Source organism: Roseiarcus fermentans (genome assembly GCF_003315135.1).
In the GTDB taxonomy this organism is placed as follows: Bacteria; Pseudomonadota; Alphaproteobacteria; order Rhizobiales; family Beijerinckiaceae; genus Roseiarcus; species Roseiarcus fermentans.
Genome location: NZ_QNRK01000015.1, coordinates 105,531 through 132,439, shown reverse-complemented (window position 1 = coordinate 132,439; position 26,909 = coordinate 105,531). Strand labels below are relative to the sequence as shown.

The window sequence follows — 26,909 nt, the reverse complement described above, 5'->3', positions numbered from 1 at the left end:
CTGGCCATGTGTCCGTCCCTTTGCGGGCGTCAGTCGTCGCGCTCGGCGGCGGCGTCGCTGCGACTCTTCAGCAACGCGACGAGGCTTTCGTCGCGGCGATGGACGAGATCGGCCATGGCCCGGCCGCCCGCTTCGCGCCGCATCGCCTCGATGACCTCGGCTTGCAAGGTTTCGTCGAGCGCGGGGCTTCCCAGTTCGGCCCAGAGCTTCTGCTGCACCGGGGCGAATTGCTGCATGAAGGCCGCCATGCCGCCGACCCCGCCCCCGAGGTGATAGGTCAGAAACGGACCCATCAGCGCCCAGCGCAAACCGGGACCGTCCGTGATCGCCTTGTCGATGTCGACGAGGCTGGCGACGCCGCTCGCGAGGAGGTGGATCGCCTCGCGGAACACGGCCGCCTGGATACGGTTCGCGACGTGGCCGTACACTTCCTTGTTGAGGCGGATGGGCGACTTGCCGAGCGCTTCATAGAACCTCGTCGCGCGGTCCAGCGCCTCGGGCGCCGTCTTTGCGCCGCCTGCGACTTCCACCAGCGGCATGATGTGCGGCGGGTTGAAGGGGTGGCCCAGCACGACCCGTTCGGGGTGGCGACACCGAGTCTGCATCTCGCTCACGGTGAGCGCGGACGAACTCGACGCGATGAGCACATCCGGCCGGATCAGGCCATCCACGGTCTCGAGCAGCGCGACCTTCAGGTCCGCGCGTTCCGGGGCGCACTCCTGCACGAAGTCGGTCCCCGCGCAGGCTGCGGACAGGTCGGAGCGATAGCGCAGACGCGAGATCGAGGCGTCGGGCGCGAACCCGAGTTCGCCGAGGAGCGGCCAGGCCGCCTCGACGAATGCGAGGAGCGCCCGTTCGCAGTCGGGACCGACGTCGTAGGCGACGACGTCGAGTCCCTTCGCAAGAAACAAGGCGCACCAACTCGCCCCGATTGTGCCGGCGCCCAGCACCGTCACGCGCGCGACACCGGCGATCGTGGTCATGGGCTTACCCTCGGCTGGCGGTGTCGGCGTCGACCAGAACGGCGACCAGCAGCGCGGTCTCCGACCCCCGATTGACCCATGCATGGTTGGTGCCGCGCTGGATCACGCAGTCGAACGGCTTCAACGTTCTTTCTTCTTTGTCGAGCAGCAGCGTGATCTCGCCCGAAAGCAGGATGATGTAGTCGGTCGTCTTCGACCGGTGCATCCCCGGATGGCGCGAGGTGTCCGGTTGCAGATGCGCGCCGTTCATCGCGGCGAACCATTCCGCGTTCGCCTTGCGCTTCTCGGCGTCGGAGAGGTGGGCGGTTTCCGATTCCGGCGCGATTTCGAAGTAGCGGAACAGCGTGCCGCCGGCCGGCGGCTCGAGCCGATCCGATCGCTCGGCGTGGTCGATCCCGTCGCGGGGATCGACGGGCTCGTCGCCGGTCACCCACATCTCGGTCAGCACGGTGATGCGGTTCGACGCGACGCCGTCGATCAGCACGCCCGACTTTCCGTTTTCATCGTCCGTCGTGACGATGCGCCGGAACTCACTCATGATTTGTTCTCCGTCTTTGCGTTGCAACGAGGTGGCCGTCAGGCGCTGCGTTCCTTGAGGCCGAGGACCGCCAGGACGATGACCAGTCCGAAGATCACGCTCTTCATGGCGACTGGCAGCAGCAAACCGGTCAGGACGGTGGTGAGCGCGGTCAGCAGGAGCGCGCCGCCGAGCAAGCCGAGGAAGTGTCCCCGGCCGCCGGTCATCAACGTTCCGCCGATGACGACGACCGCAATGGCGGGCAGCAGATACGGCTCGCCCATGTCGTTGAACGCCTGCCCGGAGAACCCGACCAGCATGACGCCCACGATCGCCGAGCAGCCGCCGCTGAGCGCGTAGGTGCGGACCAACGTGGCGTCGACGGGAACGCCGGAGAAGAACGCGGCCGTGCGGCTGGCGCCGACCGCCTTCAGCCGGCGCCCGTAGGCGGTGTGACTGACGAGGATGGTCGCTGCGGCGACGAACAGCGCGAAAGCGAACACGACCGGCGTCATGCCCCAGAGGCGTCCCGTCATCAGCCAGGCGATCGCCGGAGGCGCGACGCCGCTCGGCGTTCCGTTGGAGTAGACGAGCGAAAATCCGGCGATGACGCCGTCCATCGCCAGGGTCATGATCAGCGGGAACATCCCGAACAGGACGATGCCCAGTCCGTTCAACGCGCCGATCAGGCCGCCGACCACGACCACCGCGGGGACCGCCCACAAAGCCGCGCTGTTGGAGGCGTCCGCCCAGGCGGTGAGCAGGATCCCCGCGAAGGTGATCACCGCCGGCATCGACAGGTCGAGGCCGCCGCTGATGACGACCGCGCCCTGGCCGAGCGCGAGGACCGCCATGAACGAGGACAGCACCAGCAACGAATTGAAGTAGGTGCTCGGCGTCGTGCGCGCTCCGAACAGGAGGGCCGTGAAGACGAGAATCAGGAGCAGCGCGCCGTAGGCCGGCGCCACGAACCGAAGGGTCGGCGCATTTCGCGTGACCCAACGCGCCAAGCCGCCTGCGGGCAGGGTGTCGTCGTCGCGCACGGCGCGCGCCGTGGTCGCCTTCGGCGAGGTCGCCTTGCGCGGCGCGCTCGGCGCGCCCGTGTCGCGCCACGCGGCCCATTTGAGGCGCAGGGCGCCGACGTGATTCCACACCGGCGCGCCGCGGCCCAGCGAACCGCTGAGCACGGCTGCAATCAGCAGCGCGCCTTCGACCGTCGACGCATAGTAGGTCGGCACGTTGAACACGAGCAGCAGGTTGACGATCAGCATCAGCGTCAGCGCGCCGAACACCGTCCCGACGCAACCACCGCGGCCGCCGGCGAAGGAGGTGCCGCCGAGCACGACGGCGACGAAGATCGGCAACAGCATCGGCGGTCCGACCGTCGGGTCGCCCGATCCGGTTTGCGCCGTGAGGAACACGCCCGCGGCCGCGTAGAACACGCCGGCCAGGACATATACGGCAAATTGCACGGTCCGGACGGGCACGCCCTTCGCGCGCGCCGCTTCGCGGTCGCTTCCGGCCGCGTAGAGGTAGGTTCCGAACGGCGTCGCGCGCATGAGAAACCAGATCGCGATCGCGGCGGCGAGGAACACGGCCGACATCGGCAGCGCGCCCGCGATCGCATCGCCGGTGAGCGCCGCCGAATAGTCGGGCGGGACCGCGCCGCCCGGCTGTTCGAGGATCAGAAGCGTCAGACCCTCGACGATGAACATCGTGGCCAGCGTCACGATCACGGGTTGCAATCGAAGGAAGACGATGAGGAAGCCGTTGAAGGCGCCGACCGCGGCGCCGGCCGACAGGCCGAGAAACGTCCACAGCGCCATCGACGCGGGCGTCGCCGTGACGTGCGCGGCGATCAGGCAGTTGGCGAGCGAGATCACCGCGCCGGCGGAGAGGTCGAGCCCGCCCGCGATGATGACGATGGTTTCCCCGATCGCCGCGAGCGCGAGCGCGGTCGCGCTGTTGGCCGTGCTGGTCAGGTCGTAGTAGCTGAAGCCGTTGGGAAGCTTCAGCGACAACAGCAGGACGACGGCGACGAACGTCGCGACGGCGACCAACAGGCCATGGTTGCGCTTCATCATGCGCTGGAGGACGCGCGGCGCGCGCAAGGCGCTCGGGACGGCGCTCACGAGGCTTTCTCCATCGTCCCGGGACCGGAGCCGGCGTCGGCCCCGAGCATGCGCCAGCCGATCGTCGCTTCCGTCATCTCGGCGCCGGTCAGTTCGGCGCCGACCCGGCCGCGATAGAGGACGAGGACACGATCGGCGAGGCCGACGAGTTCCGGGACCTCGGTCGAATAGAAGAGGACCGCGCCGCCGGCGTCCGCGAACTGGCGCAGTAGACCATACATCTCGTGCTTGGTTCCGACGTCCACGCCAGGGGTCGGATCGAACACCAGCAACACCTTGCAGTCGGACAGCAGCCACTTGGCGAGGACGATCTTCTGCTGGTTGCCGCCGCTGAACGAGCCGGCCGCCTTGTGGTGGGCGCGCGGGTGCACCTGAAGCCGGGCGAACGCCTGGTCGACGACGGCGCGCTCGCGGCGGCGATCCACCCAACCGAAACGGGTGAACGTGTCCAGGGTCGCGAGGGAGGCGTTTTCGCCGCCGGTCATGGTGAGCGCCAGGCCTTGAATCTTGCGGTCTTCCGGCACCAGACCGACGCCCAGCCCGGCCCGGATCGCATCGCGGGGCGAAGCGAGCCACACCCGCCGGCCCGCGACTTCGAGCGAGCCGGCGTCCAGACGCTCCACCCCGAACAACCCGTTGAAGAGTTCGAGCTGGCCCATTCCCTGAAGGGCGGCGACGCCGAGAATCTCTCCCGCCGCCAGGCGAAGCGAGACGTCTTGCAGGCGGTGGCCGATCGTCAGAGTCTTCGCCTCGAGGACGGGCGCGCGCGCCGGACGGGAGGCGTCGCGCCGGCGCGGAGGAAAGGCCGCCCCGACCGAACGACCCATGATCAGGGTGAAGACGTCGGCGTCGGAAACGTCCTTGGCGGCGAAGCTGCCGACGTGTTTCCCGTTGCGCAGCACGGACAGGGCGCTGCAATAGTCCCGGACTTCCTGCATCCGATGGGTAATCAGGACGATTGTGGTTCCGGCCGAGCGCAGGGCGGCGATCCGGTCGCCGAGCCAGCGAACGTCGCGTGACGACAACGCCGCGGAGGGTTCGTCGAGCAGCAGGATCTTCGGCCTTCGCGAGATCGCCCGTGCGATTTCGATCTTCTGGCGCACCGAGAGGTCGAGGTCGCGCACCTCGTCGGCCGGGTCGATGTCGTGCAGCTGCAGGTCGGCCAGAACCTGCGCGACGCGCCGGCGCGCCGCTCTTCGATCGCGCAGGAACCCGAATTTTCGCGGCTCGTCGGGGAGAAGGATGTTCTGTTCGACGGTCAGGTCCGGAACCAGCGGGATTTCCTGAAACGCGGTTTCGAGCCCGAGGCGGCTCGAATCCTCGCGGTTCGCGAGCTGGACCGGACGGTCGAAGAATGCGATCTCGCCGGCGTCGGGGCGGACGACGCCGCTCAGGATCTTCACCAGCGTGGATTTCCCGGCGCCGTTCTCGCCGAGCAGCGCGTGGGTCGCTCCGGTTTCGACGGCGAAGGTCGCGTCGGACAACGCGACAGTTGCGCCGTACCGCTTGGCCACGTGATTCAGCGCGATTGCGAGGGTCATCGACTCAGCACACGGTGATTTGCCGGCCGCGACGCGGCGTACACCCGCTCGACCGGCCGCAAAGGTCGGAGGCTGGCGAACGTCGTGTCGCCCGCCTCCGAAGTCTCGTCTGTGGGATGCTTCAAGCCGCCGTCAGTCGGGCTGGCCGACCAGCGCCGCCTTGAAGCCGACTTCCGGCGTCGCCGGATTGTAGATGACCGAGAACCAGCCCGACGGAACCAGGCCGGGGTCGAAGGTGTTGCAGCCGCCCTTCAGTTCCTCGAAGCTGCCTTCCTTGCACAGCTTGATGTTGTCGTTGGTGACGACGTCGAGCGGCATGGTGGTCAGCTTGTCGACCTTCTTGCCTTCCAACACGTCGAGCGCCAGCTTGAGCGCGAGGGCGCCGGCGCCGGGGTGGCTTTCGAGCGACACGCCCGGCGCGCCCATCGGAACATAGGTCCCGCCGGCGCCTTCGGCCGCGCCCTTGGGCAGCATCATGACGCGCATCCCGTTGGTGCCTTCGGCGCCGCAGGGGATGAGGGTCTTCAGGCCCGACTCGATCTCGAGCGACCACGACTGGATGCAGGCGGTGGCGCCCCACACGCCCTGAATGTCCTCCCACTTGCGAGTCGCCATCGCCTCGGTGAGCCCCTTGCGCGCGACCGCCTGCGACCACATGCCGTTCGGTTCGGCGACGATCTTGATGTCGGGATATTTCGCGAACACCGCATGCGCGGCCTTGTTGCGGTCGGTGTCGACCGACGTTCCGGGAACGCCGGTGACGAAGATGAGGTTGCCCTTGTGGTTCATCGCCTTGGCGACCCATTCCGCGCTCAGCGTCGCGAGCTTGGTCTGGTCGGTCACGACGTTGTAGGCGCAGGGTTCGGTGACGGAGGAATCGTAGGCGAACACGACGACGCCGTGGTCGCAGGCGTTCTTGATCGCCGGGTTCAGCGCTGTCGGCGAGATCGGATAGACGATGATGGCGTTGGCCCCGGCCTGGACCATCGCGTTGATCTGCTGGATCTGCTTCTGGGCCACCGGTCCGGAGACCTGAATCTGCAGGTCCACCTTGTCGGAATTGGCTTTCGCCATCGCCGTGACCATGTTCTGCGCCTCGGCCTGCCAGTCGTTGCCGACGTAGCTCATGCTCAGGAAGACTTTATATTTCTTGTCGGCGGCGTCGGCGGCTGTGGCTGTCAAGGCGCCGGCGGCGAGCAAGCTGGCGAGCCCGACGGATTTCATGATACCGCTCATCGTCATGCGTAACCTCCCCATAGTCCATGCCGCAGGTCGTTGCAGCGAACAGCACGGTGCAGCACACGTCACTTGCTCTTGCTTTGTCGGCAAGGCGCAAGGCTGTGCAATTTGTGGTAAGACGCCGGCCGCGGTCGCGACGGATTGGGATCGCGACGCCTCTGGGCCTGTCTTATCGTCGCTTAAGCTATCTGCTATCGAGACGCGCGAAAGGTTTTCCGCCGACAAATGGGGGGTCTTGTGGCGACAAAATCAGAGCGCTCGCGAGCCGGGTTCTCGCCGCCCCTTTGTGGCGGCGTCGATGGATGGTAAATAACGATCAGGGAGAGCGCTTCGTTGCGAAGGACGGACGCGCGTCGATCGCCGAACGGGGCGTCGCGCGTCGGGAGAGGCGGGTACGGCATTGATGCACAAGACATCGAGCGCGCCGCGATCCATGAGCGCGCGGTTCTACCCGCCCTACAAGCTGTCGGTCCTGGCCGAGGTGATGGGCGATTTCGGGTGCCCGAAGCCGACCGTTCTCCATGGGACCGGCCTCGACCCCGCGTCGGTCGACGATCCTCGAACCCGCACCTCGATCGAGCAATATCTGACGGCCTGCGCCAATGTGCTCCGGTTCTCGAGGGAGCCGGCCATCCCGTTTCTGGTCGGCAAGAAACTGCATCTCTCGGCTTACGGAGCCTACGGCTTCGCGCTCCTGTGCAGCGGAACGGCGCGCGAGAGTTTCACGCTCGCGCTTCAGTATCATTCCCTGGCCACTCCGGTCCTGGCGATCGACTGGTACGAAAACGCCGAGCACTTCATCTGGACGTCGCCGGCGGAAACGCGCCTCCTTGTGAAGCCCGATCTCAAGCAGTTCATCCTGGCGCAGCAGCTCTCCCAGCACTACATTCATGTGAAGGAGGTCGTAGGCGGCGACGTGACGCCGCTGCGAGCGGAATTCGCGTTGCCGAAGCCGGAAACCTGGCGCGTCTTCGAAGAGCACCTGGAGTGCCCGGTCTTCTTTGATCGTCCGAGGACGGAACTGGTCTATCCGAAGTCTGTGCTCGACGTCGTCCCGCCGATGACCAACCGCGTGACGGCGACGCTGATGCGGGAAAACTGCGAGTCTCTGCTCGGCCAATCCGACGCGCTGCCCGACATCGCCGGGGAGGTGTTCCGCATGATGATGGACCGCCCGGGCCGGTTCCCGACGATCGAGGACGTCGCGGATGCGCTCGGCATGACCGACCGAACCTTGCAGCGCCGGCTGTCGGCGCAGAACAAGACGTTCTCCGACATCTTCGACGACGTCCGGAAGGTGCTGGCCCTCGAATATCTCAAGTCGACCCAGGCCAGCGTCGAGGAGATCGCGGAGTTGCTGGGCTTCGCCAACGCCGCCAATTTCCGAAAGTCGTTCCGGCGTTGGACGGGAAAGCGGCCAAGCGCGTGTCGTTCGGCGCCTTGAGCGCCGCGCGAACGCAGCCGCCGCGGCGGCGATCGGCCCCACGCTCGCTTCAGCCTGCGCCCGACCCGGTTGCCCCTCGGCGATGTCCCTATGGTATTCGACTTCGATCCAGTCCGGCCCGCGGCCCGAAACCGCGGCAGGCCGGAGCGTGGTCGAGGGAAAAGGCATGACGACGACGATGCGCAACCGGTGGACAAGGCGCTCGCTGACCGCGCAGGCCATGGGCGAGATCGACCCCGTGACGAAGGGCGTCGTGCCGCCGCTGCACCTGTCGACCACCTACGTCCGCGACGAGGACAACGGCTATTCGTCCGGCTTCGTCTACGGCCGGCCCGACAACCAGACGACGCGCGAGGCGGAAGCCGTGCTCGCCATGCTGGAGGACGCGGAAGCCGGCGCGCTGCTGTTCGCCTCCGGCTCCGCCGCGGCGACGGCGGTCTTTCTGGCGCTCTCGCCCGGCGACCACGTGGTCGCCTCCAGGGTCATGTACTGGGCGTTGCGCAACTGGCTCGCGACCGAGGGCGCGCGCTGGGGGCTCGCCGTCGAGTTCGTCGAGTCCGACGACCTCGCCGCGCTCGCGCGCGCGGTCAGGCCGGGCGCGACGAAGCTCGTGTGGATCGAGACGCCGTCGAACCCGCTGTGGACGATCACCGACATCGCCGCCGCCGCCGACATCGCCCACCGGGCGGGGGCCAGACTCGCGGTCGATTCGACCTGCGCTTCGCCCGTGCACACGCGACCGCTCGCCCTCGGCGCCGACATCGTCATGCACTCGGCGACCAAGGTGCTGAACGGCCACTCCGACGTGATCGCGGGCGCGCTCTGCGCACGCGAGGACGACGCCTTCTGGAACGCCGTCAAGACGGTGCGGAAAGGGCAGGGCGGCATTCTCGGCCCGTTCGAGTCCTATCTGCTGATGCGGGGGATGCGGACGCTGCACGTGCGTCAGGAGCGCCAGTCGGCGTCGGCGCTGGCGCTGGCGGAGCGCCTCGCCGCGCACCCGCTCGTCGCCCGCGCGCTCTATCCCGGCCTGCCCCAGCATCCCGGCCACGACCTCGCGGCGCGTCAGATGGAGAACGGGTTCGGCTATATGCTGTCGATCCAGGTCCGCGGCGGCGAGGCGGCCGCGATCGGGACGGCGGCGCATGTCGAGTTGTTCAAGCGCGCGACCTCGCTCGGCGGGGTCGAGAGCCTGATCGAGCACCGCGCCTCGATCGAGGGGCCAGGGTCGCCGTGCCCGGTCGACCTCCTGCGGCTGTCGACCGGCCTCGAGGACGTCGACGACCTCTTCGCCGATCTGGACCGGGCGCTGCGGGCCGGACACGCGTGAGCCCGCGCCGCCCCTGCGCTGACGCGCCACATGTCGGAGGGGCGCGACGCCGGGTAGGAGGTCGTTGGGGGCGTTCACCGCCAGGCGATCTTGTCATGCGACTCGAAGACATCGTGCAGACTCGTCCGCTTTCCAACCGGGTCCTGGCGTTCGCCGCGCCGCAGGCGAACGACAATCTGAGTTTCGCCGAGCGCGTGAAAGCCGAGATCGCGCAGGCCGCGAGGGCGGTCGGCGAATCCTACAGCCAGCGCGAATTGGCCGGATTCGCGACCGACGCCAGCGCAGTCCTGCAATCGCTTCGTGTGAGGCTCGCGGCGCGCCCGACCTGACGCGACGCGCTACCCGCCCGCCGCGGGCGACGCCGAAACCCGCGCGCGCGCCGTGAGCGCGGCGAGCGCCTCTTCGGCGGCGCGGACGCCGCTCGCGCAGGCGCCGTGCGCGGTCGAATAGTCGCTCGGGTCGGTCGCTTCGCCGGCGAAGAAGACGCGGTCCTCGAAGGGCCGGGCGAGGTCCTGGCGCGCCGCGGCGGAGCCGGGCAGGGCGTGGCTGTAGCCGCCGCCGATGCGGGTCATCCGGCTCCAGCCGGTCGCGACCAGCGGGCGAAGTTTGGCCCGGACGTCGGACCCGAACAGGCCCGCCAGTTCGTCGGTCGCAAAGGCGAAACCGGCCGCCGGGCCCTCGCGTTCGAGGATCTCCGCCCCGGCGCCGCCGAAGAAGCCTTCGATCACCGGCCATCCGAACGAACGGATCATGTAGGCGCCGGTGCGCGCGTCGCAGGGACGTCCCATCACGTGGCTGTCCGGCTCGAACGGCCCGTCGCCGAGAATTTCCAGAAACACTTTTTCGTTCCGTCCGAGCGGCAGGCGCGCCGCCGCATCGAGCCACGGCGCCAGCGCCGGGGGAAGCCTGATCGCGCCGCTGCTCAGCACCGCCGTCGAGACCGTCACGATCACGGCGCGGGCAAAGATGTCGCCGGACGGCGTGGACAGCGCCACGCCGCGCCCGGCGAGCGCCAGCGCCTCGACCGGCGTCGCGCAGCGCAGCGCCACGCCGCGGGGAAGGCTCGCGGCGACGAGGGTCCCGTAGCCGGAGGGAAGCCGCCAGTTGCCGCCGCCGGCGGCGTCCTCGTAGGCGAGATAGTCGGCGACGGAGAGGTCCTTCAGCGCTGCGCCGTTGAGATAGCCGGCGATCGCCTCGATGTAGCCGTTCCAGGGGTCGCCGGATGGAAGCGCGTCCGCGGCGCAGTCGCTGTCCGGCGGCGACTTGGCGAGGCGCCGGCTCCAGGCCGCGAAGGCCAGGTCCGCCGCCCTTTGATCCGCCTTGGGAAAACCGAGGTCGCGGTGCTGCCGATCCCAGGCCGGCGCGCGCCTGTCGACCGCGAAACCGCACGCCTCGGCGATCCGCGTCCAGGGGTTGCGGGTCGCCGAATGCAGCCATTCGCAGCCGAGATCGAGCGGCAGGCCGGCGATGACTTCGGTGAAGGCGCGGCCGCCGATGCGGGCCGAGGCTTCGAGAATTGCGACGGAAAACCCGCTGTCCGCCAAGCGGCGCGCGGCCCCGACCCCGGCGGCTCCCGCGCCGATGATGACGACATCGGGATCAGCGACCATCCCGGCTCCACGAACCGCACGAAACCCGGAGGCTCATAGGGCGCGGGATCGGAACGGGCAAGCCCGCTGGCGGGACGTCCCGCCCCGGGCGGCGGGTCTCCGCCGCTCAGGCTCGCCACGGTTCAAGGGGCGCGGCGATCCGCGCCGCGCCCCTCCGACTTGAATGGGTTACGAAGTCGCCTTGCGGACGGCGTCCTTCGCGTCGCCGGCGGCCTTGTGGGCCTCGCCCTTGACCTTGTCGACCTTGCCTTCGGCCTCGAGCGACCTGTCGCCCGTCACCTTGCCGGCCGTTTCCTTGATGGCGCCCTTGGCCTTGTCGGCCGCGCCCTTGACGTGTTCCCGATCCATGAAACTCTCCTGTTCGTGGAGCGCAGCGTGGACCCGTGACCGCCGACTTCGGCGGACGCGAGGTCCGCGCTCGCGAGAGCGGAGCCTGACGACGGCTCCGCTGCGACCCAACGCCCCGGTCGAGGTACGGTTCCGGGAGAAAAAAAGGATTCTCGCAATCGCCGGACGCGGCGTCAGCCGCGCAGCGCCTCCCCCGCGTCGAGCGGCGGCGTCAGGAAGGCTGCGGCGGAACCGAGGGTCTTCCGGCCGCGGTTGACCTCGCGGCGCGCGATCGCGCGCAGATGAACCTCGTCCGGCCCGTCGGCGAAGCGCAGCGCCCGGCCCCAGGTCCAGAGGTCGGCGAGCGGCGTATCGGGCGAGAGGCCGGCTGCGCCGAAGGTCTGCATGGCGCGATCGAGGATCGTCACCTGCATCCGCGGCGCGACCGCCTTGATCATCGAAATCTCAGCCGCCGCCGCCTTCGCGCCCATCGTGTCGATCATCCAGGCGGTCTTGAGGGTCAGGAGGCGCGCCTGTTCGATCTCGCAGCGCGACAGCGCGATCCATTCCGCGATGGGCCCGTGCTCGTGCAGGTACTTGCCAAAGGTCTTCCGCTCCAGCGCGCGCTGGATCATCAGCTCGAGCGCCAGCTCGCACTGACCGATCGAGCGCATGCAATGATGGATGCGACCCGGCCCCAGGCGCGCCTGCGCCAGCGCGAAGCCGCTTCCCTCCTCGCCGAGCAGGTTGGCCTTCGGGACGCGCACGTCGCGGAACAGGATCTCGCAATGGGTTTCGGCCGACAGATGATTCATCACGCTGATGTTGCGCACGATCTCGACGCCGGGCGCGTCCATCGGCACGAGGACCATGCTCTGGCGGCGGTGCGGCTCGGCGTCGGGGCTGGTGAGTCCCATGACGATCGCCACCTTGCAGCGCGTCTGGAGCGCCCCGGTGATGAACCATTTTCGTCCGTTGATGACCCAGTCGTCGCCCTCGAGCTCGATGCGGGTCGAGATGTTGGTCGCATCCGACGACGAGGAGTCGGGCTCGGTCATGGCGAAGCACGAGCGGATCTCGCCCTCGAGCAGCGGCTTCAGCCAGCGCTCGCGCTGCATGGGGCTGGCGAAGAGATGCAGAAGCTCCATGTTGCCGGTGTCGGGCGCCGAGCAGTTGAACACTTCCGACGCCCATTGCAGCTGGCCCATGATCTCGGCGAGCGGGGCGTATTCGAGGTTGGTGAGGCGCGTGCCGGGCTCGTCGGGCTTCAGGCCGGGCAGGAACAGGTTCCATAAGCCCTCCGACTTCGCCAGCGCCTTCAGTTCGTCGACCACCGGCGGCGGGTTGAGGCCGGCCGCGACCTCGCGCCGCCAGCGGGTGGCGTTGGGAATGACGTAGCGGTCCATGAACTCGCGCACTCGCGCGCGCAGCGCCTCGACCTTCGGCGAATATTCGAAATTCATGGTCTCACTCTCCTTGATTGTTCCGTCTTTGGTTGCGTCCCGCGCAAGTTCATCCGCCCGGCGTTGCGAGCGAGGCGAAGCCTTCCTCGCAACGCCGTCTGGCCTGCATCGCAGTCATGTCTTCGCGTCGCCGGCGCCGCGCCGCGGCGCGCCAAGAGCCTCGATGCCGCCGATCGCGTAGGCCACCGCTCGATCCAGCACGGCCGCGACGTCTCTGGTGTCGCAGCCGTCGTCGGACAGCGCCTTCAGCCGCTTGAGATGGGTGTCGGTGCACTGATGCGGCAGCGCCGTGGCGAAGTGCAGCGCCCAGCAGACCTCGGGTCTCGGCAGATGCGGCAGAGCGCGGGCGAGGGCGGCGAGAAAGCCGCGCAGGTGGCTGACGTCGGTTTCGAGGATTTCGCGCAAGTCCGGCGTCGCCTCGGCGAGCGCGCGCGCGATGAAGCGCGACGCCGTGTCCTTGCCCGAGGCCGGGTCGCGCCACAGGATCGGCGGGCCCATCAGGGCGCGCAGGATCTCCTCGAGCGGCGCGTCGCCGCCGTGCCGCGCCTCGGCCTCGCGCAGCAGGGCGTTGCGCTCGCGATTCAGTTCCTTCGCCCGGACGGCGAAGACGGCGAGCAGCAGTTCGCTCTTCGATCCGAAATAGTAGCTGATCGCCGCGAGGTTCACCGCCGCCGCCTCGACGATGTCGCGCACCGACACGCCGTCGAATCCGCGCTCGGCGAACAGCCGTTCGGCGGCGAGGAAGATCCGCTCGCGCGCGTCCGCGGCGGCCGGCGGCGATCCGGGGCCTGGCCGGACCTTCGACGTGGCGGGAGCCGCCTTTCCGGCGCCCCTGGCCTGCCGGGGGCGGGCGGCGCTCTCGCCGGAGCGGCGGTCGACAGGACGTTGCGGCAAACCGGCCCCCCTTCGCCGTTGCGACCGGAAGGCGCTTCCGGCGCGCTTCGACCAACCGGACGATAGCCGCTCCGGCATGAAAGTTCAAACGTTCGTTTTAGAGCGCCGCCGCGGCTTCGGAAAGGCCCGGCGCCGGCGCGGCGACGCGAGCCCTGCACCGGCGACGAGGCCCATCGTCGCCCGGCCGGCGGCGCCCTCCGATCGCCGGCGAAGGTTGACCCGCCGCGCCCAAGCTGCGAAAAACCGCCGCAGCGGCGTTGCTGCAACCGCCAAAATCCTTCAAAAAAGGCCAGAAGAATCGAAGTCGAGGCGGGTTGCGGCCTTTTTCGAGGGTGGGCGAGCATGGCGAATCGACTCGAGACGGCGGCCCAGACTGCCCGCGACCCGGTGCAGATCGATCTGGCCCTGCAGGGCGGCGGATCGCACGGCGCGTTCACCTGGGGCGTGCTCGACCGGATTCTGGAAGAGCCCTGGTTGAAGATCGAGGCGATCTCCGGCGCCTCGGCAGGCGCGATGAACGCTGCGGTCCTCGTCAGCGGCTACATGCAGGGGGGCGCAGAGGGCGCGCGCAAGGCGCTCGACGGTTACTGGGCGAGCGTGGCGGAGGCCGCCCGGTTCAGCCCGCTGCAGCGCTCGCCGCTCGACCGGCTGATGAACCGCTGGAGCCTCGACACCTCGCCCGCCTATCTCGCGATGGACCTGATGTCGCGGATGATCTCGCCCTACAGCCTCAATCCCCTCGGCCGCAACCCGATCAGCGACATCCTCGAGAAGAGCATCGATTTCGCCCATCTCGGGGAGGCGTCGATCAAGCTCTTCATCACCGCCACCAACGTCCACACCGGGCGCGGCCGCGTGTTCCGCAACAAGGACGTCACGCCGGACGTGCTGCTCGCCTCGGCCTGCCTGCCGACGATGTTCCAGGCGATCGAGATCGACGGCGAGCCCTACTGGGACGGCGGCTACGTCGGCAACCCGACGATCACGCCGCTGGTGCGCGAGAGCGACGCGCTCGACGTCATCCTGGTCCAGATCAATCCGACCCTGCGGGCCGAGACGCCGCGCACGGCGACCCAGATCCTCAACCGCCTCAACGAGATCTCGTTCAACTCGCCGCTGATGAAGGAATTGCGCATGATCGCGCTGCTCCGCCAGGCGGCCGACCCCGGCGCCGGCGAGGGCGCGCGCTGGGCGCGCATGCTGATGCACACGATCGCCACCGACAAGCTCGCCGAATACGGGGCCTCGTCCAAGCTCAACGCCGAAGGCGAATTTCTCACGATGCTGAAGGCGGACGGGCGGGCGGCCGCCGACGTCTTCCTCGGCGCGCACGGCGCCGACCTCGGCAAGCGGTCGACGACCGACCTCGACGCGCTGCTGGCGGAGGTGTGAGACGATGAGCCAGTCCGATCTGATCGGCCTCGCCGGGATCCTCGTCGGCCTCGGCGTCCTGATCGCGCTCGCCTTCAGGGGCTGGAGCGTGCTGCTGCTCGCGCCGATCGCGGCGGTGATCGCCGCCCTGTTCGCGCGCGAACCGCTGCTCGCGCACTGGACCCAGACGTTCATGGGGAGCGCCGCGGGGTTCTTCGCCCAGTTCTTCCCGCTGTTCCTGCTCGGCGCGCTGTTCGGCAAGCTGATGGAGGATTCGGGCTCGGTGACCGCGATCGCCGACTTCATGAGCCGCAAGCTCGGGCCCCGCCGCGTGATCCTGGCCGTGGTGCTCGGCGGCGCGATCGTCACCTACGGCGGCGTCAGCCTGTTCGTCGCCTTCTTCGTGATCGCGCCGATGGCGCAGAACCTGTTCCGCTCGGCGGGCATCCCGCGGCGGCTGATGCCGGCGGCGATCATGCTGGGCACGGCGACCTTCACCATGTCGGCGATGCCGGGCACGCCGTCGATCCAGAACACGATTCCGATGCCGTTCTTCGGCACGACGCCGTTCGCCGCGCCCGGACTCGGCGCGATCGCCTCGGTGATCATGCTGGCTTTCGGCCTCTGGTGGCTGCAGCGCCAGGAGGCGAAAGCCAAAGCCATGGGCGAGGGGTTCGGCAGGGGCGCGCTGCCGTCGGCGGTCATGCTCGCCGACGCCGAATCGCTGCGCGAGCGCGCGACGACGGCGCACGAGTTCGATCCGGCCGAGATTCTTCACGGCGAGCAGGCGAGGACGCAGCCGTCGTTCGCGGCCGCGGCGGCGCCGATCGTCGTCGTCATCCTGGTCAATCTGGCGATGTCGCTCTACGTCCTGCCGCGGGTCGACCTGAGCTTCCTCGCGCGGCCCGAATGGGGCGGCGTGACGCCGTCCGCGGTCTCGGGGGTGTGGGCGGTGATCGTGGCGCTGACCGCGGCCATCGTGACGGCGCTCGCGCTGAACGTGCGGCGCATTCCCGATCTGCGCGCGACGATGGACGCGGGCGTCAACGCCGCCGCGCTGCCGGTGATCAGCGTCGCGAGCCTCGTCGGCTTCGGCGCGGTGGTGGCGGCGCTGCCGGCCTTCGCCGTGGTGCGCGACGCCGTGCTCGGCATCGGCGGCGGCCCGCTGGTCTCGCTCGCGGTCGCGACCAACGTGCTGGCGGCGCTGACCGGCTCGGCTTCCGGCGGCCTGACGATCGCCCTCGACGCGCTGGGCCCGACCTTCATGGAGCGCGCGGCGCTGATCGGCATGGACCCGGCGCTGCTCCATCGCGTGGCGGTGATCAGCTCCGGCACGCTCGACAGCCTGCCGCACAACGGCGCGGTGGTGACGCTGCTCGCGGTCTGCGGCTCGAACCACGGCGAGGCGTACAAGGACGTGTTCATCGTCGCGATCGTCGGCGCGCTCATCGCGCTGGCGGTGGTGGTGGCGCTCGGGACATTCGTCGGGTCGTTCTGATTCCGGCGACGTGGACAATTCAGCGGCTCTTTGCAAGGACGGAAACGTGTCTCCATCCGGCTTTCCTTCGATACCGGGGCGCAGGGCCCGGCTGGCGGCGCTGGCCGTCGTGGCGCTCGCCTTCGCCGCCGCCGGCTGCAAGCGCGAAGAAGCGGCCGAGGCGCCTCCGCCGCGCCCGGTCCGGACGGTGATCGCGGAAAGGACCGAACTCGGCCAGTCGGTCGTTCTCACCGGCCAGATCCTGGCGGAGAAGGAATCGGCGCTCGCCTTCCGCATCGGCGGGCGGATCATCGAACGCTCCGCGGACGTCGGCCAACGGGTGACGCCCGATCAGGTGCTGGCGAAGCTCGACCCGCAGAACGAGCTGAACGCGCTGCGCTCGGCGCGCGCGGCGCTGTCGGCCGCCCAGGGGCGCCTCGAGCAGGACGCCAACCAGTTCCAGCGCCAGCAGCAGCTGCTCGACCGCGGCTTCACCACCCGGGTCCTGTTCGATCAGGCGCAGCAGGCCTTCCGCACCGCACAGGCGTCCGTCGACGACGCCAAGGCGCAACTCGAGATCGCCGAAGACCGGGTCGGCTTCACTGAACTGCGGGCCAACCTCTCGGGGACCATCACTGCGCGCCGCGCCGAGGCGGGCGAGGTCGTGCAGCCCGGACAGACGGTGTTTCAGGTGGCGCGCGACACCGGATGGGACGCCGTCTTCGACGTGCCGGCCCAGGTGATCCGCTCGGCGCCCGCCGACGCAGACATCGTCATCGCCCTGACCGACGACCCGACGGTCACGGCCAAGGGACGCGTCCGCCAGGTCGATCCGCAGGCCGACCCGATCACCCGCACGTTCAAGGTGCGCGTCGCCGTGACCGACCCGCCGGCCGCGATGCGGCTCGGCGCAACCGTGACCGGGCGCATGGACACGGCGTCGGGCAAGGGCATCTCGGTTCCGGCGAGCGCGCTCACCGCCGTCGACCGCAGTCCGGCCGTCTGGGTGGTCGACCCGACGAGCCAGACCGTGGCGCTGAAGCCGGTCGAAGTCCTGCGCTTCGACCCCGGGACGGTGGTCATTTCCGGCGGGCTCGACGGCGGCGAAATCGTCGTCACCGCCGGCGTCCAGGCGCTCCATCCCGGCCAGAAGGTGCGGGTGCTCGGGGCGCAGTCATGATCGGGCCCAATCTCTCCGATTGGGCGCTCAAGCACCGGTCGTTCATGGTGTTCGCGATGCTCGCGATCACCCTCGCCGGGATCATGTCCTATTATCGGCTCGGGCGCAGCGAGGACCCGGCGTTCACCTTCCGCACCATGATCGTGCAGGCCGCCTGGCCGGGCGCGACCCTCGACGACACGCTGAACCAGGTGACCGAGCGGCTCGAACGCAAGCTGCAGGAGACGAAGGGTCTCGACTATCTTCGCAGCTACACCAGCCCCGGCCTCACCACGATCTTCGTCAACCTCAAGGGCTCGACGTCGGCTTCCGAAGTGCCGGACATCTGGTACCAGGTGCGCAAGAATGTCGGCGACATCCGGCGGACGTTGCCCTCCGGCGTGGTCGGGCCGGGCTTCAACGACGACTTCGGCGACACCTACGGACTGATCTACGGCTTCACCGCCGACGGCTTCACCCACCGCGAGCTGCGCGATCGGGTCGAGGACATCCGTTCGCGCCTGCTCAACGTTCCCGACGTCTCCAAGATCGAGATCCTCGGCGCGCAGGACGAACAGATCTTCGTCGAGTTCTGGACCCAGGTGCTGGCGGGCCTCGGCATCGACCGCGCCGCGCTCATCGCCGCCTTGCAGGCGCAGAACGCCGTGATCCCGGCGGGCGAGCTGCAGACCGGCGACGAAAAGCTGTCGATCCGCGTGACCGGCGCCTTCCGTTCCGAGAATGACCTTCTCGACGTCAATTTCCTGTCCAACGGCCGCCTGATCCGGCTGCGCGACATCGCCGAGGTGCGCCGCGCGCTCGCCGACCCGCCCCAGCCGATGTTCCGCGTCAACGGCAAGCCGGCGATCGGGCTCGCGATCGCCATGCGCGACGGCGGCGACATCCTGGCGCTCGGCCGCAACGTGAAGAAGGCCCTCGACGCGGCGATGGCGGACACGCCGATCGGCATCGACGTCGCGCTCGTCTCCGACCAGCCCGTCGTCGTGAACAACGCGATCGGCGAGTTCATGGAGTCGCTGTGGCAGGCGATTGCGATCATCATGGCGGTGAGCATCGTCAGCCTCGGGATCCGCCCCGGCGCCGTGGTCGCGCTGTCGATCCCGCTGACCATGGCGATCATCTTCCCGATCATGGAGTATCTGAACATCGACCTTCAGCGCATCTCGCTGGGGGCCCTGATCATCGCGCTCGGGCTGCTGGTCGACGACGCCATGACCACCGTCGATGTGATGACGTCGCGGATGGCGGCCGGCGAAAGCAAGGCGAAGGCGGCGACCTTCGCCTACAGTTCGCTCGCCTTCCCGATGCTGACGGGTTCGTTCGTGACCGCGGCGGGCTTCGTGCCGATCGGCTTCGCCAAGAGCTCGGCCGGCGAATACACGTTCTCGATCTTCGCCGTCGTCACGATCGCGCTGATCGTGTCGTGGTTCGTGGCGGTGCTGTTTGCGCCGCTTCTCGGCGTCTGGCTCCTGAAGGCGCCCGACAAGGCCAAGCCGCAGAAGCCGAGCCGCATCGTCGGGATGTTTCGCTCGATCCTGCTCGCCGCCATGCGTCGCCGCTGGCTGACGGTCGCCCTGACGCTCGGCTGTTTCGTACTCTCGGTCCTGGCGCTGCCTTACGTGCCGCGGCAGTTCTTCCCCGCCTCGGACCGGCCGGAACTGGTGGTCGACCTGACCCTGCCGCAGAACGCCTCGATCTATGCGAGCGACAAGGCCGCCGCGAAGCTCGACGCCATGCTGAAGGACAACCCGGACGTCGCCAGCTGGAGCAGCTACGTCGGGCGCGGCGCGATCCGGTTCTACCTGCCGTTGAACGTCCAGCTCGCCAACGACTTTTTCGCGCAGGCCGTCGTGATCGCCAAGGACGTCGCGGCGCGCGACCGGCTGAAGGCGATGCTGGAGACGAAGCTCGCCGAAGACCTGCCCGGCGTGGTCGCGCGCGTTTCGCCGCTCGAACTCGGGCCTCCGGTCGGCTGGCCGGTGCAGTATCGGGTGAGCGGCCCCGACCTCGCCCAGGTCCGGTCGATCGCCTTGCAGCTCGGTCAGGTCATGGGCGGCGACGCCGGGCTCAGGCGCGTAAACTACGACTGGATGGAGCCCGCCCGCAAGGTGCGCGTCGAGATCGACCAGGATCAGGCCCGGCTTCTCGGGCTCAGCTCGCAGGCGCTGTCGTCGTTCCTCAACACCGTGATGACCGGCGCGCCGATCACCCAGGTGCGCGACGACATCTATCTCGTCGACGTCGTCGCCCGCGCCCAGGACGAGCAGCGCGTGTCGCTCTCGACCCTGCGCGGCCTGCAGGTGCCGTTGCCGAACGGGCGCACCGTGCCGCTCAGCCAGATCGCGAATTTCGAATTCGATCAGGAATATCCGCTGATCTGGCGGCGCGACCGCACGCCGACGCTGACCGTCCAGGCCGACGTCGCCGGGGGCGCGACGCCCGAGGCGGCGGTCGAAGCGCTGGCGCCGGCGATCGACACGCTGCGGTCGACGCTGCCGAAGGGCTACAGCATCGCCGTCGGCGGGACGGTCGAAGAGAGCGCCGCGTCGCAGGCTTCGGTGTTCGCCAAGGTGCCGGTGATGCTGTTCCTGATGCTGCTGTTCCTGATGGCGCAGCTACACAGCTTCAGCCGGTTGGCGCTGGTGCTCAGCATCGTGCCGATGGGCCTGATCGGCATCGTCGGGGCGCTGCTCCTGGCCGGGCGGCCGCTCGGCTTCGTCGCCATCCTCGGCATCCTGGCGCTGATGGGCATGATCGCCCGCAACGCGGTCATCCTGATCGAGCAGATCGAGACGGAGCGGCGCGAGGGGCGCGGCGCCTGGGACGCGGTGGTCGAGGGATCGGTCTCCCGCTTCCGGCCGATCATGCTGACGGCGATTTCGACGGTGCTGGGCTTCATTCCGATCGCCCCGACCGTGTTCTGGGGCCCGATGGCGTTCGCCATCATGGGCGGCCTGTTCGTCGCGACCGTGCTGACGCTGCTCGTGCTGCCCGCTCTCTATGTGATCTTCTTCCGGGTCCGGGAGACGCCCGAGGCCCGGGTTGGCGCCAGCTCCCGCGCCCAGGCGGTGACGGGTTGACGATTGCCTTTGGGAAAGGAGACCAGAATGAACACGATGGACCGGCGAAAGTTTCTGGTCGCGGCGCTCTGCGGCGCGGGCGCGGGACTGGCGCTCGCTCCCCTCGCTGCGTCGGCGCTGCCGCTCGACGCCGGCGCCGCCGGCCGGCTCGCGGGCGAGATGAACGACGACGTCGAGCGGGCGCAGGTCGTCATCGTCAACGGACGGCCGCGCCGGCGCCGCTGGGTCTGCTGGTGGCGCCGCGGCCGGCGCGTCTGTGGCTGGCGCTGGGTCTAGGCGGGCGGGGCCGCCGATGAACGCGCCGCTCGCACGCGGGCTCGGCTTTCTGCTGCTCTGGCTCGCAGTCGCCGGCCCCAGGCCGTCGGACCTTCCGGTCGGCGTCGCGGTCGCCGCCGCGGCGGCCTGGACCAGCCTGATCCTCGCGCCGCCCGCCGGCGCGCGGCTGAACCTTTCCGCCGCGCTGTCCTTCCTGATCGAGTTTCTGAGCGGGTCGCTGTCGGCGGGGCTCGATGTCGCCAGGCGCGCGCTTGCGCGCACGCCCGACCTCGAGCCCGGCATGCTCGAAGTTCGGCTCGCGCTCGCGCCCGGCTTCGCCCGCAACGCCTTCTGCATCATCGCCAATCTCATGCCCGGAACGCTGCTGACCGGCTTCGACCCCGACGACGCCCACAAGGCCTGGGTGCACGGCCTCGACGTTCGCCAGCCGATCGCCGCCGATCTCGCGGCCGAGGAGGCCGCTTTCCTCAGGACGCTCGGCCATGACTGACGCCCTTCTCGTCGCCGCCGGAGCGATCCTTCTGACCGTCGCCGTCGGGCTCGTGCGCGTGCTCTACGGCCCCCGCGAGGTGGACCGGATGATGGCGGTGCAGCTTCTCGGCACCGGCGGCGTCGCGGCGCTGCTCCTCGCCGCCGCAGCGACCGAGGTCGCGGGCGTCGAAAACGTCGCGCTCGGGTTGGCGCTGCTGTCGAGCTTCGCCTCCGTCGCCTTCGTCGTCGCCTCCCCGCGGGCCGACCGCCGATGAGCGCGGCCCTCGACGTGTTCAGCCTCCTCGCGATCGGCGCGGGCGTGTTCTTCTTCGTCGCCGGGACGGTCGCGCTGGTCCGCTTCCCCGATTCGCTCTCCCGCCTGCACGCGCTGACCAAGGCCGACAATCTCGGCCTCGGGCTGGTGGTGATCGGATTGCTGCCGCGCGCCGGGTCGCCGCTGGCGGCGTTGAAGCTCGTCGTGCTCTGGGCGCTCGTGCAGGTGTCGAGCGCGACGGTCGCGCAACTGATCGGCGGCGCGCTGAGGCGCAGGGACGCCGAGACATGACGGTGTTCGACGCGCTCGACCTCGCGATCGCCGCGCTCGTGCTCGGGGTCGCCGCCTGGACCATCGCCGCCCGCGAGATGTTCAGCGCGGTCGTCGGCTACGTCGCCTACGGGCTCTTGCTGGCGATCGTCTGGGTGCGCCTCTACGCGCCCGACGTCGCGCTGACCGAGGCCGCCATCGGCGGCGGCGTCACCGGGGTCCTGCTGGTCGTCGCCTCGAAGCGGCTCGGCCGCCTGCCGCAGCCGGAGGCCGGGCCGGGCCTCGGCCTGAAGCTCGCCGCCGCCGGGCTCGCCGCGCTGGTCGCCGGCCTGATCGCGGCCGCCTTGCTCTATCTGCCCGACCCCGCGCCGTCGCTCGCGCCCGAGGCCGACCGCCATCTCGCCCAGACCGGGCTCGGCAACGCGGTCACCGCGGTGCTGATCGCCTATCGCTCGTTCGACACGATGCTGGAAAAGGTGGTGCTGGTGCTGGCGGTGGTCGGCGTCTGGTCGGTCGCGCCGGACCGCTTCTGGGGCGGCCGGCCGGCGCCGCTCGGGCCGGCCTCGCCCGACCCGGCGCTCGTCTTCCTCGCCCGCGTCCTGGCGCCGGTCGGACTCGTGATCGGCGTGCAGATCTTCTGGGTCGGCGCGGACGAGCCGGGCGGCGCCTTCCAGGGCGGCGCGATCCTGGCCGCGATGGCGATGATCGTGATGATGGCCCGGCTGATGCGGCCGCCGCGGATCGGCTCGCGCCGGCTTCGCCTCGCGCTGATCGCGGGCCCCGCGGTGTTCCTCGTCGTCGGGCTCGCCGGGCCGTTGATCGCCGGGAGCTTCTTCGCCTATCCCGCCGGCTTCGCCAAACCGCTCATTCTGTTCATCGAAGCCTTCATGGTGCTGTCGATCGCGGCGACGCTGCCGCTCCTGGTGGCGGGGCCGCCGAACGGGGAGGGCGAGCCATGAGCCCGGGAACCATTGCCGGCTTCGTCGGCGCCGGGCTCGTCGGCCTCGGCCTCTACGCCCTGGTGGTCGACCCGAAGCCGCTGCGCAAGCTGCTGGCGTTCAACCTGATCGGCAGCGGCGTGTTCCTCGTCTTCGGCATCGTCGCCCGGCGCGGCGCGACCGGCCGCTTTCCGTTCGATCCCGTGCCGCAGGCGATGGTGATCACCGGCATCGTCGTCGCCTTCGCCGCGACCGCGCTCGCGGTCGCGCTGATGCTCCGCCTCGCCGAGGAGACCGGGACGGTCAGCCTCGATCCCGACGCCGGAGCGAAGCCGGACGACGGAGCCGAGGACAAATGATGCGGCTTCCGGACGATCGACGCGATGGGGCGCGACTCCTTCCCCAGCCCTTGCTCTACGGCATGCACACATCTCCTTGCCGGCGCGATCTGCGAGCGACGAACGGCGTCCCCGCCCCCCTTGTGGGGGCGGGACAGGGTGGGGGGTCTCACGGACCTCTCAGTTTCGCGGCTGGAAAGGCCCAAAACGTCGAGTTCAGCGTAACCCCCCTCCTCGTTCCTCCCCCACAAGGGGGGAGGAGGCGCACGGCGCCGACCGGTTTCGTGCGGGCCCCAAGATGTGTGCATGCCGTAGAGCCCTTGCTGGGAACGGTGGCCCGCAGGGCCGGATGGGGTGTGGCCGGCTGCTTCGATGCGCGTCGGATTGCACGATCGGCGCATATGGGAATGCACGAGCGTCGCCGCAAATCGGCGGGCGAGGGGACCTGCTTTCCGCACCCCATCCGGCCCCTCGGGCCACCTTTCCCGGCAGAGCCGGGGCAGGGGCGCCCCGCATGACGCCGGCCGACGTCCCTACGGCGGGCGGCGCGCTGCTGGCGCTGGCGATCCTGCTTCCCGCGGCGGGCATCCTCGCCTCCTTCGCCCTCGGCGGCCGCTGGCCCGAGCGGATCGCGCTCGGCTCCGCCCCGTTCGCGCTGGCGCTGGCGCTCGCCATCACGGGCGAAGTCTGGCGCGCCGGCCGGCCGATCGTTTACGCCATCGCCGGCCTGTCGCCGCCGCTCGGCATTGCGCTCCGCGCCGACGGCGTCTCGGCGGTCATGTTGGTGGTGACCGCGCTGATCGTCCCGGCCGCCGGCCTTTACGCGCGGCCGTTGTTCGCGACGCCGCCCGACGGGCGGGAGACGCGCAAGGCGTTCACCTTCTGGATCATGCTGCAGGCGATCAGCGCCGCGCTGGCGATCGTCTTCGTCAGCGGCGACCTGTTCAACCTCTATGTCGCGCTCGAGCTGCTCACCTTCGCCGCCGTGCCGCTCGCCTGCGTCGAGGGCAAGCCGGAGACGCTGGCGGCCGCGCTGCGCTATCTCCTGTTCGCGCTCGTCGGCTCGATCTTCTACCTGCTCGGCGCGGCGCTGCTCTACGGCGCCTTCGGCACGCTCGACATCGCGCTGCTCGCGGAGCGGATGCGCCCGGCGCCGGCGGTGACGGCGGCGGCGGCGCTGATGACGGCGGGGCTGCTCGCCAAGACCGCCCTCTTCCCGCTCCACCTCTGGCTGCCGCCAGCGCACGCCAATGCGCCGGCGCCGGCGAGCGCCGTGCTCTCCGGCCTGGTCGTCAAGGGCTCGTTCTTCCTGACCGTGCGGCTGTGGTTCTATGTCCTGCCGGCGCTGCCGGCGATCGGCTTCGACGCGATCCTGGGCGCGCTCGGCTCGGCGGCGGTGCTGTTCGGCAGCGTCATGGCGCTCCGGCAGCCGCGGCTGAAGCTCCTGATCGCCTATTCGACCATCGCCCAGATCGGCTACCTGTTCCTGATCTTCCCGCTCGCCGCCGGGGTCCACCCGTGGACGGCGATGGGGTGGAACGGCGGCGTGATGCAGGTGCTCGCCCATGCCTTCGCCAAGGCGGCGATGTTCCTCGCCGCCGGCCTCGTTTACGAGTCCCTGGGGCACGACCGGATCGATAAATTCGCCGGCGCGGCGCGGGCAATGCCGCTGACCTTCCTGACCCTCGGCCTCGGCGGCCTGTCGCTGATGGGCCTGCCGCCGAGCGGCGGCTTCGCCGCGAAATGGCTGCTGCTCGGCGCGTCGATCGCCTCGGGGCAGTGGGTGTGGGCGCTGGTGCTGCTCGCGGGGGGTCTGTTGGCGGCGGGCTATGTCTACCGCATCCTCGCCCCGGCGCTGGCGCGCGCGCCGATCGTGCTGAAGGCGCCGCCGCGGCGGGCGGGCGAAGCGGTGGCGCTGACGCTCGCCCTGGTCGCGGTCGCGCTCGGCTTCATGCCGGACGCCTTCTTCCGCCTTCTTGACATCGGCCGGCCGGCGCTGGCGACGGCGGGCCTGCCATGAGTCTCCTCGGCCCCATCCTGCTGGCGGCGACCCTGGCCGTCCCGGCGGCGTTTCTCGCCGCGTGCTTCGTTCCGCGCTGGCGGGACGAAGCGCTGGCCTGGCAATGGCTCGCCCCGGTCCCGGCGCTGCTCGCAGCCGCCGCCGCGCTGGTCGCCGGGCCGTTCGACCTCTCGGCGCCGGCGCTCAAGCTCAGCCTGCGGCTCGATCTGCCGGCGGCGCTCCTGCTGGCAGTCTCGGCGCTGCTGTGGATCGCCGTCGGCGCCGGCGTCTTGCGCGCCCCCGCCGCGCCGCTCGACCGGCGGGTGGCGGTGTCGTGGCTCCTCACCCTGATCGGCAGCCTCGGCGTGTTCGTCGCCGACGACCTCCTGTCGTTCTACCTCGTCTATGCGCTGGTCAGCATCCCGGCCTGGGGTCTATTCGCCTTCGACCCAGCGCCGGAGACGCAGCGGGCGGGGCGCGTCTACATGGCGATGGCGCTGCTCGGCGAAGCGTTTTTGCTGGCGGCCTTCGTCCTGCTCGCCGCCGGCGAGCCGCACGGCAGCCTCCGGATCCCCGACGTGGTCGCGGCGCTGCCGGTCTCGCCCTGGCGCGACGCGGCGCTGGCGCTGATCGTCGCCGGCTTCGGCGCCAAGATGGGCCTGGTTCCGCTCAACGGCTGGATGCCGCTCGCCTACGCCGCGACGCCGATTCCGGCGGCGGCCGTGCTCAGCGGCGCCGGCGTCAAGGCGGGGGTGATCGGCCTCGTCCGCTTCCTGCCGCTCGGAATTCCGCTCGTGGGATGGGGCGAAGCGCTGGCGGCGCTCGGCTTCGTCACCGCCTTCTATGGCGTCCTCGTCGGCGTGACCCAGCCAAACCCCAAGGCGGTGCTCGGCTATTCGAGCGTCAGCCAGATGGGCGTGATCGCCGCGGCCCTCGGGATGGCGCTCGCGGCCGGCGACGCGGGCGCCCCGGCGCTGGTGGCGTTTTACGCCGCCAACCACGTGTTGGTGAAGGGCGCGCTGTTCCTCGCCGTCGGCGCCTTTTCCGCACGCGGCGTGCGCCCGGGCCTGTGGTCGCTCCTCGCCCTCGCGCTGGCGCTGAGCCTCGCGGGGCTGCCCCTGACCGGCGGCTTTCTCGCCAAGGCGGCGTCGAAGCCTCTGTTCGGATATGGCTTCGCCGCGCTCCTCGCCGCGGCCTCCTCGGCGGGCAGCGCGCTCCTGATGCTGCATTTCTCAGCGCGCCTGCCGGAGGCGTGGCGGTACGAGGCGACGGCGAGCCCGGGGCCGCTGGTCCGCTTCTGGCCGGCGGCGGCGCTCGGCGCGCTGGTCCTGCCCTGGCTGCTGTTCCCGTTCGTCGGCGCGGTCGGCGACGCGCTGTCGCTGGCCAAACTCTGGGACGGGCTGTGGCCGATTCTGCTCGGCGGGCTGCTCGCCTATGCGCTCGCGAGCGCGGCGGACCGGCTGCCGCGCATTCCGGTGGGCGACACGATCGTCGTCGGCGAGGCGGCGTTCGCCCGGATGCTGCGGGTTGGCGCGCTGTTCGACCGGCTCGACGCCGCCTTCAGCCGCTGGCCCGCGGCCGCGTTGGCGCTGCTCGCGATCGCGCTCGCGCTGGCCTGGGCGGCGGCGCCGTAGCAGTCAAGCCTGACGCTTGGTTCCCACGCCGCGGGACCTGACCCCGCCCGCGGATGGCGGAAGCCGACGTTTCGCGGTCGCCGCAGACGCGACCCCTGGACGCCTCGATTGGCGGCGGAAG

At 70.0% G+C, this 26,909-nt stretch carries 24 protein-coding genes; 15 read left to right on the top strand and 9 right to left on the bottom strand.

Annotated features, from left to right (window positions below; translation table 11 throughout):
• Window positions 1-29 precede the first annotated feature (29 nt).
• The 5 genes from DFR50_RS14910 to DFR50_RS14890 all read right to left on the bottom strand — a co-directional run bounded on the left by DFR50_RS14910 (window position 30) and on the right by DFR50_RS14890 (window position 6,415).
• The gene (locus DFR50_RS14910; RefSeq protein WP_113890061.1) at window positions 30-983 is read right to left on the bottom strand and encodes a 3-hydroxyacyl-CoA dehydrogenase NAD-binding domain-containing protein; all 954 of its coding nucleotides are present in this window, start codon (window positions 981-983) and stop codon (window positions 30-32) included.
• Between the two features lie 4 nt (window positions 984-987).
• Window positions 988-1,521: a cupin domain-containing protein gene (locus tag DFR50_RS14905; RefSeq protein WP_210208904.1), complete on the bottom strand. Its 534-nt coding sequence runs from the start codon at window positions 1,519-1,521 to the stop codon at window positions 988-990.
• A gap of 38 nt (window positions 1,522-1,559) precedes the next feature.
• On the bottom strand, window positions 1,560-3,632 hold the full coding sequence (locus DFR50_RS14900; protein WP_210208903.1) for an ABC transporter permease: 2,073 nt from the start codon (window positions 3,630-3,632) through the stop codon (window positions 1,560-1,562).
• Window positions 3,629-5,173 carry a sugar ABC transporter ATP-binding protein gene (locus tag DFR50_RS14895; protein WP_113890060.1) on the bottom strand — a complete coding sequence of 515 codons (1,545 nt, stop codon included), beginning with the start codon at window positions 5,171-5,173 and terminating at the stop codon, window positions 3,629-3,631. Before DFR50_RS14895 ends, DFR50_RS14900 begins: the two co-directional genes overlap by 4 nt.
• A 132-nt stretch (window positions 5,174-5,305) precedes the next feature.
• Window positions 5,306-6,415 carry a sugar ABC transporter substrate-binding protein gene (locus DFR50_RS14890; RefSeq protein ID WP_245427793.1) on the bottom strand — a complete coding sequence of 370 codons (1,110 nt, stop codon included), beginning with the start codon at window positions 6,413-6,415 and terminating at the stop codon, window positions 5,306-5,308.
• A gap of 430 nt (window positions 6,416-6,845) precedes the next feature.
• Between DFR50_RS14890 and DFR50_RS14885 the strand changes: the two genes are divergently transcribed.
• The 3 genes from DFR50_RS14885 (at window position 6,846) to DFR50_RS14875 (ending at window position 9,515) form a co-directional block, all read left to right on the top strand.
• On the top strand, window positions 6,846-7,856 hold the full coding sequence (locus tag DFR50_RS14885; RefSeq protein WP_170153224.1) for an AraC family transcriptional regulator: 1,011 nt from the start codon (window positions 6,846-6,848) through the stop codon (window positions 7,854-7,856).
• Window positions 7,857-8,022: 166 nt separating this feature from the next.
• Window positions 8,023-9,186, top strand: a complete 1,164-nt coding sequence (locus DFR50_RS14880) for a trans-sulfuration enzyme family protein (RefSeq protein ID WP_113890058.1) — start codon at window positions 8,023-8,025, stop codon at window positions 9,184-9,186.
• A gap of 95 nt (window positions 9,187-9,281) precedes the next feature.
• On the top strand, window positions 9,282-9,515 hold the full coding sequence (locus DFR50_RS14875) for a hypothetical protein (protein ID WP_113890057.1): 234 nt from the start codon (window positions 9,282-9,284) through the stop codon (window positions 9,513-9,515).
• Between the two features lie 9 nt (window positions 9,516-9,524).
• Here the strand turns inward: DFR50_RS14875 and DFR50_RS14870 are convergent, their stop codons facing one another.
• The 4 genes from DFR50_RS14870 to DFR50_RS14855 all read right to left on the bottom strand — a co-directional run bounded on the left by DFR50_RS14870 (window position 9,525) and on the right by DFR50_RS14855 (window position 13,480).
• Window positions 9,525-10,796, bottom strand: a complete 1,272-nt coding sequence (locus DFR50_RS14870) for a flavin monoamine oxidase family protein (protein WP_113890056.1) — start codon at window positions 10,794-10,796, stop codon at window positions 9,525-9,527.
• A gap of 168 nt (window positions 10,797-10,964) precedes the next feature.
• Complete coding sequence (locus DFR50_RS14865; protein ID WP_113890055.1) at window positions 10,965-11,144, bottom strand: CsbD family protein; 180 nt, start codon at window positions 11,142-11,144, stop codon at window positions 10,965-10,967.
• A 173-nt stretch (window positions 11,145-11,317) separates the two neighbouring features.
• Window positions 11,318-12,586, bottom strand: coding sequence for an acyl-CoA dehydrogenase family protein (locus DFR50_RS14860; RefSeq protein WP_113890054.1), 1,269 nt, complete (start codon window positions 12,584-12,586; stop codon window positions 11,318-11,320).
• Window positions 12,587-12,700: 114 nt separating this feature from the next.
• On the bottom strand, window positions 12,701-13,480 hold the full coding sequence (locus DFR50_RS14855; protein ID WP_170153223.1) for a TetR/AcrR family transcriptional regulator: 780 nt from the start codon (window positions 13,478-13,480) through the stop codon (window positions 12,701-12,703).
• Window positions 13,481-13,822: 342 nt separating this feature from the next.
• Here DFR50_RS14855 and DFR50_RS14850 point away from each other — a divergent pair, with 342 nt between their 5' ends.
• From DFR50_RS14850 to DFR50_RS14795, 12 genes are all read left to right on the top strand, one after another.
• Window positions 13,823-14,872 carry a patatin-like phospholipase family protein gene (locus DFR50_RS14850; RefSeq protein WP_113890052.1) on the top strand — a complete coding sequence of 350 codons (1,050 nt, stop codon included), beginning with the start codon at window positions 13,823-13,825 and terminating at the stop codon, window positions 14,870-14,872.
• Window positions 14,873-14,894: 22 nt separating this feature from the next.
• Window positions 14,895-16,349 carry a GntP family permease gene (locus DFR50_RS14845; RefSeq protein WP_113890091.1) on the top strand — a complete coding sequence of 485 codons (1,455 nt, stop codon included), beginning with the start codon at window positions 14,895-14,897 and terminating at the stop codon, window positions 16,347-16,349.
• 46 nt (window positions 16,350-16,395) lie between these two features.
• Window positions 16,396-17,508 carry an efflux RND transporter periplasmic adaptor subunit gene (locus DFR50_RS14840; protein WP_245427791.1) on the top strand — a complete coding sequence of 371 codons (1,113 nt, stop codon included), beginning with the start codon at window positions 16,396-16,398 and terminating at the stop codon, window positions 17,506-17,508.
• Complete coding sequence (locus tag DFR50_RS14835) at window positions 17,505-20,588, top strand: efflux RND transporter permease subunit (RefSeq protein ID WP_113890051.1); 3,084 nt, start codon at window positions 17,505-17,507, stop codon at window positions 20,586-20,588. Before DFR50_RS14840 ends, DFR50_RS14835 begins: the two co-directional genes overlap by 4 nt.
• A 27-nt stretch (window positions 20,589-20,615) precedes the next feature.
• Complete coding sequence (locus DFR50_RS14830) at window positions 20,616-20,864, top strand: hypothetical protein (RefSeq protein ID WP_113890050.1); 249 nt, start codon at window positions 20,616-20,618, stop codon at window positions 20,862-20,864.
• 16 nt (window positions 20,865-20,880) lie between these two features.
• Window positions 20,881-21,354 (top strand): Na+/H+ antiporter subunit E, encoded by a 474-nt coding sequence (locus DFR50_RS14825; protein ID WP_113890049.1) that lies wholly within the window; start codon window positions 20,881-20,883, stop codon window positions 21,352-21,354.
• Window positions 21,347-21,610 (top strand): MrpF/PhaF family protein, encoded by a 264-nt coding sequence (locus DFR50_RS14820; protein WP_113890048.1) that lies wholly within the window; start codon window positions 21,347-21,349, stop codon window positions 21,608-21,610. Before DFR50_RS14825 ends, DFR50_RS14820 begins: the two co-directional genes overlap by 8 nt.
• A complete protein-coding gene (locus tag DFR50_RS14815) occupies window positions 21,607-21,900 on the top strand; it encodes a cation:proton antiporter (RefSeq protein WP_113890047.1) in 294 nt (97 codons plus the stop codon). The genes DFR50_RS14820 and DFR50_RS14815 overlap by 4 nt, the downstream gene beginning before the upstream one ends.
• Window positions 21,897-22,838, top strand: coding sequence for a hydrogenase subunit MbhD domain-containing protein (locus tag DFR50_RS14810; RefSeq protein WP_113890046.1), 942 nt, complete (start codon window positions 21,897-21,899; stop codon window positions 22,836-22,838). The genes DFR50_RS14815 and DFR50_RS14810 overlap by 4 nt, the downstream gene beginning before the upstream one ends.
• Window positions 22,835-23,176 (top strand): NADH-quinone oxidoreductase subunit K, encoded by a 342-nt coding sequence (locus DFR50_RS14805; protein WP_113890045.1) that lies wholly within the window; start codon window positions 22,835-22,837, stop codon window positions 23,174-23,176. The genes DFR50_RS14810 and DFR50_RS14805 overlap by 4 nt, the downstream gene beginning before the upstream one ends.
• A gap of 493 nt (window positions 23,177-23,669) precedes the next feature.
• Window positions 23,670-25,175, top strand: coding sequence for a complex I subunit 5 family protein (locus DFR50_RS14800; protein WP_113890044.1), 1,506 nt, complete (start codon window positions 23,670-23,672; stop codon window positions 25,173-25,175).
• Window positions 25,172-26,788 (top strand): proton-conducting transporter transmembrane domain-containing protein, encoded by a 1,617-nt coding sequence (locus DFR50_RS14795; RefSeq protein WP_113890043.1) that lies wholly within the window; start codon window positions 25,172-25,174, stop codon window positions 26,786-26,788. Before DFR50_RS14800 ends, DFR50_RS14795 begins: the two co-directional genes overlap by 4 nt.
• The last annotated feature ends 121 nt before the right edge of the window (window positions 26,789-26,909 follow it).

What these genes read in the sequence shown, in the direction of transcription:
- DFR50_RS14800 (WP_113890044.1), top strand. Translation starts at nt 23,670, where the DNA reads ATGACGCCGGCCGACGTCCCTACGGCGGGCGGCGCGCTGCTGGCGCTG.
- DFR50_RS14830 (WP_113890050.1), top strand. Translation starts at nt 20,616, where the DNA reads ATGAACACGATGGACCGGCGAAAGTTTCTGGTCGCGGCGCTCTGCGGC.
- DFR50_RS14880 (WP_113890058.1), top strand. Translation starts at nt 8,023, where the DNA reads ATGACGACGACGATGCGCAACCGGTGGACAAGGCGCTCGCTGACCGCG.
- DFR50_RS14850 (WP_113890052.1), top strand. Translation starts at nt 13,823, where the DNA reads ATGGCGAATCGACTCGAGACGGCGGCCCAGACTGCCCGCGACCCGGTG.
- DFR50_RS14795 (WP_113890043.1), top strand. Translation starts at nt 25,172, where the DNA reads ATGAGTCTCCTCGGCCCCATCCTGCTGGCGGCGACCCTGGCCGTCCCG.
- DFR50_RS14875 (WP_113890057.1), top strand. Translation starts at nt 9,282, where the DNA reads ATGCGACTCGAAGACATCGTGCAGACTCGTCCGCTTTCCAACCGGGTC.
- DFR50_RS14860 (WP_113890054.1), bottom strand. Translation starts at nt 12,586, where the DNA reads ATGAATTTCGAATATTCGCCGAAGGTCGAGGCGCTGCGCGCGCGAGTG.
- DFR50_RS14815 (WP_113890047.1), top strand. Translation starts at nt 21,607, where the DNA reads ATGAGCGCGGCCCTCGACGTGTTCAGCCTCCTCGCGATCGGCGCGGGC.
- DFR50_RS14895 (WP_113890060.1), bottom strand. Translation starts at nt 5,173, where the DNA reads ATGACCCTCGCAATCGCGCTGAATCACGTGGCCAAGCGGTACGGCGCA.
- DFR50_RS14820 (WP_113890048.1), top strand. Translation starts at nt 21,347, where the DNA reads ATGACTGACGCCCTTCTCGTCGCCGCCGGAGCGATCCTTCTGACCGTC.
- DFR50_RS14905 (WP_210208904.1), bottom strand. Translation starts at nt 1,521, where the DNA reads ATGAGTGAGTTCCGGCGCATCGTCACGACGGACGATGAAAACGGAAAG.
- DFR50_RS14865 (WP_113890055.1), bottom strand. Translation starts at nt 11,144, where the DNA reads ATGGATCGGGAACACGTCAAGGGCGCGGCCGACAAGGCCAAGGGCGCC.
- DFR50_RS14835 (WP_113890051.1), top strand. Translation starts at nt 17,505, where the DNA reads ATGATCGGGCCCAATCTCTCCGATTGGGCGCTCAAGCACCGGTCGTTC.
- DFR50_RS14890 (WP_245427793.1), bottom strand. Translation starts at nt 6,415, where the DNA reads ATGACGATGAGCGGTATCATGAAATCCGTCGGGCTCGCCAGCTTGCTC.
- DFR50_RS14825 (WP_113890049.1), top strand. Translation starts at nt 20,881, where the DNA reads ATGAACGCGCCGCTCGCACGCGGGCTCGGCTTTCTGCTGCTCTGGCTC.
- DFR50_RS14810 (WP_113890046.1), top strand. Translation starts at nt 21,897, where the DNA reads ATGACGGTGTTCGACGCGCTCGACCTCGCGATCGCCGCGCTCGTGCTC.
- DFR50_RS14805 (WP_113890045.1), top strand. Translation starts at nt 22,835, where the DNA reads ATGAGCCCGGGAACCATTGCCGGCTTCGTCGGCGCCGGGCTCGTCGGC.
- DFR50_RS14885 (WP_170153224.1), top strand. Translation starts at nt 6,846, where the DNA reads ATGAGCGCGCGGTTCTACCCGCCCTACAAGCTGTCGGTCCTGGCCGAG.
- DFR50_RS14870 (WP_113890056.1), bottom strand. Translation starts at nt 10,796, where the DNA reads ATGGTCGCTGATCCCGATGTCGTCATCATCGGCGCGGGAGCCGCCGGG.
- DFR50_RS14910 (WP_113890061.1), bottom strand. Translation starts at nt 983, where the DNA reads ATGACCACGATCGCCGGTGTCGCGCGCGTGACGGTGCTGGGCGCCGGC.